Annotated in this window: 5 protein-coding genes; 4 read left to right on the top strand and 1 reads right to left on the bottom strand. The window is 60.6% G+C overall.

All coding sequences use genetic code 11. From position 1 onward, the window contains the following. The first annotated feature begins 184 nt into the window (after positions 1–184). Positions 185–586, top strand: a complete 402-nt coding sequence (locus J7E36_RS08260; protein ID WP_215001715.1) for a MerR family transcriptional regulator — start codon at positions 185–187, stop codon at positions 584–586. A 138-nt stretch (positions 587–724) separates the two neighbouring features. After that, entirely contained in the window at positions 725–1,624 is a 900-nt protein-coding gene (locus J7E36_RS08255; RefSeq protein ID WP_215001713.1) for a hydroxymethylglutaryl-CoA lyase, read from the top strand. A 566-nt stretch (positions 1,625–2,190) separates the two neighbouring features. On the opposite strand, the gene J7E36_RS08250 is transcribed toward J7E36_RS08255, so the two are convergent. Continuing rightward, a complete protein-coding gene (locus J7E36_RS08250; RefSeq protein WP_215001711.1) occupies positions 2,191–3,888 on the bottom strand; it encodes an AMP-binding protein in 1,698 nt (565 codons plus the stop codon). 297 nt (positions 3,889–4,185) lie between these two features. On the opposite strand from J7E36_RS08250, the gene J7E36_RS08245 reads away from it, so the two are divergent. Beyond that, positions 4,186–5,349 (top strand): isovaleryl-CoA dehydrogenase, encoded by a 1,164-nt coding sequence (locus J7E36_RS08245; protein ID WP_215001709.1) that lies wholly within the window; start codon positions 4,186–4,188, stop codon positions 5,347–5,349. Positions 5,350–5,446: 97 nt separating this feature from the next. Then, a complete protein-coding gene (locus tag J7E36_RS08240) occupies positions 5,447–7,051 on the top strand; it encodes a carboxyl transferase domain-containing protein (RefSeq protein WP_215001707.1) in 1,605 nt (534 codons plus the stop codon). The last annotated feature ends 2 nt before the right edge of the window (positions 7,052–7,053 follow it).

The raw sequence follows: 7,053 nt of genomic DNA, 5'->3' as shown, positions 1-7,053 counted from the left end.
AGTTCAGCCTGCTCGCGATAGCGTCAGGTCAGGCAACATTGATACCGGCCGATCCAGCGCTATCGCGAGCAGGCTCGCTCCCACAGGTTCTGCGTGTGCCATGAAGCGAGGGCGTCTCATTGCTTGACGCAAACGTCAACCTGCCTTTAGCTTAGCGCCAGCCCCTTTTGTTTCGAGCGCGTCCATGAGCAGCCAGACCTACAGCATCTCCGACCTCGCCCGCGAGCTGGACATCACCACCCGGGCCATCCGCTTCTATGAAGAACAAGGCCTGTTGAGCCCGGAGCGGCGGGGACAGGAACGCATTTATTCGCCGCGGGACAAGGTCAGCCTGAAGCTGATCCTGCGGGGCAAGCGCATCGGCTTTTCCCTGGCCGAGTGCCGCGAACTGATCGAACTCTACGACCCCACCAGCGGCAATCAGAAACAACTGCACAGCATGCTGGCAAAAATCACCGAACGCCGCGAACAGCTCGAACAGCAATTGCTGGACATCGAACAGATGAAGCTGGAACTCGATACGGCCGAAGAACGCTGCATCCAGGCGCTGGAGCAGACGATCAAGGGGCAGGAAGCTGTTCAATAACGATGTAGATCCCTCGTGGGAGCGGGCTTGCTCGCGAAAGCGGTGTGTCAGCCAACACATTCGCCAGCTATAAGTCCGCATTCGCGAGCAAGCCCGCTCCCACATTGCTCAACGCCTCCACTACTACAGGTCAACCCCATGTCCCTCCCTTCCTTTGTACGCTTGATCGAAGTCGGCCCCCGCGACGGCCTGCAAAATGAGGCGCAGCCCATCAGCGTCGCCGACAAGGTGACACTGGTGGATGCCTTGAGCGCCGCCGGCCTGGGTTACATCGAGGTCGGCAGTTTTGTCTCGCCCAAGTGGGTGCCGCAAATGGCCGGTTCTGCCGAGGTCTTCGCGCAGATCCAGCGCAAACCCGGCGTGACCTATGGCGCCCTGGCGCCGAACCTGCGGGGTTTTGAAGACGCGTTGGCGGCTGGGGTGAAAGAAGTGGCGGTGTTTGCCGCCGCGTCCGAAGCGTTCTCCCAGCGCAACATCAACTGCTCCATCCAGGAGAGCCTGGAACGCTTCGCGCCGATCATGGCGGCCGCCAAGCAACACGGCGTCAACGTGCGCGGTTACGTCTCCTGCGTGCTGGGTTGCCCCTATGAAGGTGCGGTCAAGCCCGAACAGGTCGCCTGGGTCGCGCGTGAGCTGTATGCGATGGGCTGCTATGAAGTATCCCTGGGCGACACCATCGGCACGGGCACTGCCGGCGCGACACGCAGGCTGTTCGAGGCAGTTGGCGCGCACGTGCCGCGGGACAAGCTCGCCGGGCATTTCCACGACACCTACGGCCAGGCCATGGCCAACGTGTACGCCAGCCTGTTGGAGGGCATCGCGGTGTTCGACAGTTCCATCGCCGGCTTGGGTGGCTGCCCTTATGCCAAGGGCGCCAGCGGTAACGTCGCCACCGAAGACGTGCTCTACCTGCTCAATGGCTTGGGCATCGAAACCGGCGTCGACCTGGAGGCCTTGATCGGCGCGGGCCGACAGATCTGTGACGTGCTCGGCCGCCCCACCGGCTCGCGCGTCGCCAAGGCCCGCAGCGCACAGTGAGGTGTTACCGCAGGGTTTAGTAACGGCGACGAAACGAGTAACACGGAAACAATTTGTCAGGTTTGCTCTGACAGATTTTTTTAGCAGAATTTTCAACTTGTTGATTTTAATAGAATTTTTAAAGTTGGCACGGCACCTGCTATATCTCTGGCATAACAAGAATAAAAAAACGCAGCAAACCCAATAAAAACAAGACGAAACGACTCTGACATAACAAAAACAACACGGCAGAGACGCAGCTAACAGATTTTTTTGGAGAAGATGGGCTTTTCAGGGTGCTTCCAGGAGCAACCCGCAACCGGGCAGAGAACAATAAAACTACCTTCAGGTAGCTCCCGAATCGGTTGGATCGCAAGGCGAAAAAGCAGATCAGCGCTCAAAAAAATACGTTTGCTCTTGATCCCGGATGGGGATCGCCAAAAACAGCGGTAAAGGGTCACGGCTGCCAAAAACAACAACAGGCCGCCCCTCAATAATAAAAAAGAGCACGCGACGACAAAATTAAAGGGGAGCTTCGGCTCCCCTTTGTGCTGTCTGGTGTTTGGGTTTCCTTTGTGGGGTTGAGGCTAGTCTTTTTTATCGCACAGCTCTTCGATACTGATTTCCCGCATGCGGAATTTCTGGACCTTGCCCGTTACCGTCATCGGAAACGCCTCGACGAACCTGAAGTGCCGTGGCGTCTTGAAGTGCGCAATGCGCTCCTTGCACCAGGTTTGCAGCTCCTGTTCGGTGGCACTGTGGCCGGGATGGAATTTGATCCAGGCGACGATCTCCTCCCCATAGCGCTGGCAGGGGATGCCGATCACCTGCACGTCCGCCACCGCCGGGTGGGTAAAGAAGAACTCTTCCAGCTCGCGCGGGTAAATATTCTCACCGCCACGGATGATCATGTCCTTGTTACGCCCGACGATACGGACATAGCCCTGCTCGTCCATGGTCGCCAGGTCGCCCGTGTGCATCCAGCGGTCCCGGTCGATGGCTTCGGCAGTGCCCTTGGGGTTGTTCCAATAGCCGAGCATCACGCTGTAACCACGGGTACACAGCTCGCCAATCTCATCGCGGGGCACGATCTCACCGGTTTCATCGACGATTTTGCTTTCCAGTTGCGGCTGGGTGCGACCGACGGTAGTCACCCGTAACTCCAGGTCGTCTGAAGGACCGGTCTGCAATGACACCGGACTGGTTTCCGTCATGCCGTAGGCAATCTGTACCTCGCTCATGTGCATCTCGTTGATGACCCGGCGCATCACTTCGATCGGGCACGTGGCCCCAGCCATGATGCCGGTGCGCAGGCTGGACACGTCGAACTCGCCGCGCTGTGGCTGATCCAGCAGGGCGATGAACATGGTGGGCACGCCATAGAGCGCCGTGGCCTTTTCTTCAGCCACGGCGCTCAGGGTCAGTAACGGATCAAATGCATCGTTGGGGTAGATCATGGTGCTGCCGTGGGTCATGCAGCCCAGGTTGCCCATGACCATGCCAAAGCAATGGTAGAGCGGCACCGGAATCACCAGTCGGTCGGCGGCGGTCAGCCCCAGACTCTCTGCGACCATGTAGCCGTTGTTGAGGATGTTGTGATGACTGAGGGTCGCGCCCTTGGGAAAACCGGTGGTGCCCGAGGTGTACTGGATGTTCACCGGCTGATCGTAATGCAGGCTGGCCTGGCGCTCAGCCAACTGCCCGGTGGTGATCGACGCGCCAAGGGATGCCAGTTGCGACCAGGGCAGGAAACCCGATGGCGGCTGGCGGTCGAGGCTGATTACACCACGCAAGTCCGGCAACCGCTCGCTGTGCATCTGGCCGATCGACTGCTCTGCCAGCTCCGGCGCGAGCGCTTGCAGCATGGCGTGGTAATCCGAGGTCTTGAACGCCCCGGCACACACCAGCCACTGGCAGCCGGATTGCTTGAGCACGTATTCCAATTCGGAAACCCGATAGGCCGGGTTGATGTTGACCAGAATCACGCCGATCTTCGCACTGGCAAACTGGCTGATGCACCACTGGGCACAGTTGGGCGCCCACACGCCGAGGCGGTCACCGGTTTTCAGTCCCAGCGCCAACAACGCTCGGGCATGCAGATCGACAGCGTCGGCCAGCTGTTGCCAGGTGTAGCGCAGCGACTGATGGCGAACCACAAGCGCCTCGCCGTCAGGATAACGATCCACGGTCTGGTCGAAAGCCTGGCCAATGGTCTGCGCCAGTAAGGCCTTGGTCTGAGAGCCGTGGGTGTAGCTGAGCTGCGAATGCGCCCCGGGTTGATCCATGACGCCCCCTCTTGTCTTTATTAGTGGGTTGCTACGCTTGAACCTGTGCAACGCAACCTGTGGGAGCCGAGCTGCTCGCGATGAAGGCGCCTCGGTTCCGTGCCGGGAGACCGCGTTATCGTTCATCGCGAGCAAGCTCGGCTCCCACAGGAGCACGCTGCCAGCCGCCTCTACTCTGGACCAAGTTGACGTTAACGTAAAGGTGATTGACAGCCATTTGCCCCAGGTTTACGTTAACGTCAAGTTGAGAGCCATTTCCCAGCGCTCCGCACCCGATAAAAAAGCCAAAGGTGTCCCATGAGCTACCCATCCCTGAACTTTGCCCTCGGCGAAACCATCGACATGCTGCGCGACCAGGTGCAAGCCTTCGTTGCCAAGGAAATCGCCCCTCGGGCGGCTCAGATTGATATCGACAACCTGTTTCCCGCTGACCTGTGGCGCAAGTTCGGTGACATGGGCCTGCTCGGCATTACCGTACCGGAAGAATATGGCGGCGCCGGCCTGGGCTACCTGGCCCACGTGGTGGCGATGGAAGAAATCAGCCGTGGGTCGGCCTCGGTGGCCCTGTCCTACGGCGCGCACTCCAACCTCTGTGTGAACCAGATCAACCGCAACGGCAATCACGAGCAAAAAACCAAGTATCTGCCCAGGTTGATCAGCGGCGAACACATCGGCGCACTCGCCATGAGCGAGCCCAATGCCGGTTCCGACGTGGTGTCGATGAAGCTGCGCGCCGACAAGCGTGGCGACCGTTACGTGCTCAACGGCAGCAAGACCTGGATCACCAACGGCCCCGACGCCAACACCTATGTGATCTACGCCAAGACCGACCTGGAAAAAGGCGCCCACGGCATCACGGCGTTTATTGTCGAGCGCGACTGGCAAGGCTTCAGCCGCAGCAACAAATTCGACAAGCTCGGCATGCGCGGTTCCAACACCTGCGAGCTGTTCTTCGATGACGTCGAAGTCCCGGAGGAGAACATTCTTGGCGTGCTCAACGGTGGTGTGAAAGTGCTGATGAGCGGGCTCGACTATGAACGCGTGGTGCTCTCCGGCGGCCCCACCGGAATCATGCAGGCTTGCATGGACCTGATCGTGCCGTACATCCACGACCGCAAGCAGTTCGGCCAGAGCATCGGCGAATTCCAGCTGATCCAGGGCAAGGTCGCCGACATGTACACCCAGCTCAATGCCAGCCGCGCTTACCTGTATGCGGTGGCCCAGGCCTGCGAACGCGGCGAGACCACTCGCAAGGACGCCGCCGGGGTGATCCTCTACAGCGCCGAACGCGCCACGCAAATGGCCCTCGACGCGATCCAGATCCTCGGTGGCAATGGCTACATCAACGAATTCCCGGCCGGTCGCCTGCTACGCGACGCCAAGCTGTACGAAATCGGTGCCGGCACCAGTGAGATTCGTCGGATGCTGATCGGTCGCGAACTGTTTAACGAAACGAAATGAATTTCGTCAGCGCCGAGCGGCAAGCTTCAAGCGGCACGAGAACCGCGCTTTTACTTGTCGCTTGTAGCTTGAAGCTCAAAGCTGCTACGGAGTAGCCATGATCCTGCACACCCAGCTCACCCCCCGTTCGCCGGAGTTTGTCGCCAACCGCGACGCGATGCTCGCACAGGTCGAGGCCCTGCGCATCTTGCTTGCCCAGGTCCAGCAAGGCGGCGGTCCCAAGGCTCAGGAGCGCCATACCTCCCGGGGTAAATTGCTGCCCCGGGAACGCATCAACCGGCTGCTGGATCCCGGTTCGCCGTTTCTGGAGATCAGCCCCCTCGCCGCCCACGAAGTGTATGGCGAGGACGTTCCCGCCGCTGGCGTGATTGCCGGCATCGGCCGCGTGGAAGGCGTCGAATGCATGATTGTCGCCAACGACGCCACTGTAAAAGGTGGCTCCTATTACCCGCTGACGGTTAAGAAACACTTGCGCGCCCAGACCATCGCTCAGCAGAATCGCCTGCCCTGCATTTACCTGGTGGACTCCGGTGGTGCCAACCTGCCACGCCAGGATGAAGTGTTCCCGGACCGCGAGCATTTCGGCCGGATCTTCTTCAACCAGGCCAACATGAGTGCCCAGGGAATCCCGCAGCTTGCGGTGGTCATGGGTTCCTGCACCGCTGGCGGCGCTTATGTGCCGGCGATGGCGGACGAGGCGATCATGGTTCGCCAGCAGGCCACCATCTTCCTCGCCGGCCCGCCGCTGGTGAAGGCCGCCACGGGTGAAGTGGTCAGTGCCGAAGACCTCGGCGGCGCCGATGTGCACTGCAAGATCTCGGGCGTGGCTGACCATTACGCCGACAACGACGAACATGCCCTGGCCCTGGCCCGCCGCAGCGTGGCCAACCTCAACTGGCGCAAACTGGGCGAGGTGCAACAACGCCAGCCTATCGCCCCGCTGTATTCGAGCGACGAGCTGTACGGCGTGGTATCGGCGGATCCCAAGCAGCCGTTCGATGTCCGGGAAGTGATCGCACGCCTGGTGGACGGCTCGGTGTTCGATGAGTTCAAGGCACTGTTCGGCACCACCCTGGTGTGCGGCTTTGCTCATCTGCACGGCTACCCCATCGCCATTCTGGCGAACAACGGGATTCTCTTTGCCGAAGCGGCGCAGAAAGGCGCGCACTTCATCGAGCTGGCCTGCCAGCGCGGCATCCCGCTGCTGTTCCTGCAGAACATCACCGGCTTCATGGTTGGGCAGAAATACGAAGCCGGCGGCATCGCCAAGCACGGCGCGAAGCTGGTCACGGCGGTGGCTTGCGCCCGGGTGCCGAAATTCACCGTGATCATCGGCGGCAGCTTCGGCGCGGGCAACTACGGCATGTGCGGCCGGGCGTACGACCCACGGTTCCTGTGGATGTGGCCGAACGCGCGGATTGGGGTGATGGGCGCCGAGCAGGCAGCCGGGGTGCTGGTGCAGGTCAAGCGCGAACAGGCCGAGCGCAGTGGCCATCCGTTCAGCGCGACCCAGGAAGCCGAGATCAAGCAGCCGATCCTCGATCAGTACGAAGAACAGAGTCACCCCTACTACTCCAGCGCGCGGCTGTGGGACGACGGCGTCATCGACCCGGCCCAGACCCGCGATGTGCTGGGCCTGGCCTTGTCCGCTTCACTCAACGCGCCCATCGAATCGAGCCGCTTCGGCGTGTTCCGGATGTAAAC

Origin of the sequence: Pseudomonas fluorescens (assembly GCF_018614775.1) — a bacterium.
In the GTDB taxonomy this organism is placed as follows: Bacteria; Pseudomonadota; Gammaproteobacteria; order Pseudomonadales; family Pseudomonadaceae; genus Aquipseudomonas; species Aquipseudomonas fluorescens_BY.
This window is presented reverse-complemented; position numbering and strand designations above follow the sequence as displayed.

What these genes read in the sequence shown, in the direction of transcription:
- J7E36_RS08260 (WP_215001715.1), top strand. Translation starts at nt 185, where the DNA reads ATGAGCAGCCAGACCTACAGCATCTCCGACCTCGCCCGCGAGCTGGAC.
- J7E36_RS08255 (WP_215001713.1), top strand. Translation starts at nt 725, where the DNA reads ATGTCCCTCCCTTCCTTTGTACGCTTGATCGAAGTCGGCCCCCGCGAC.
- J7E36_RS08250 (WP_215001711.1), bottom strand. Translation starts at nt 3,888, where the DNA reads ATGGATCAACCCGGGGCGCATTCGCAGCTCAGCTACACCCACGGCTCT.
- J7E36_RS08245 (WP_215001709.1), top strand. Translation starts at nt 4,186, where the DNA reads ATGAGCTACCCATCCCTGAACTTTGCCCTCGGCGAAACCATCGACATG.
- J7E36_RS08240 (WP_215001707.1), top strand. Translation starts at nt 5,447, where the DNA reads ATGATCCTGCACACCCAGCTCACCCCCCGTTCGCCGGAGTTTGTCGCC.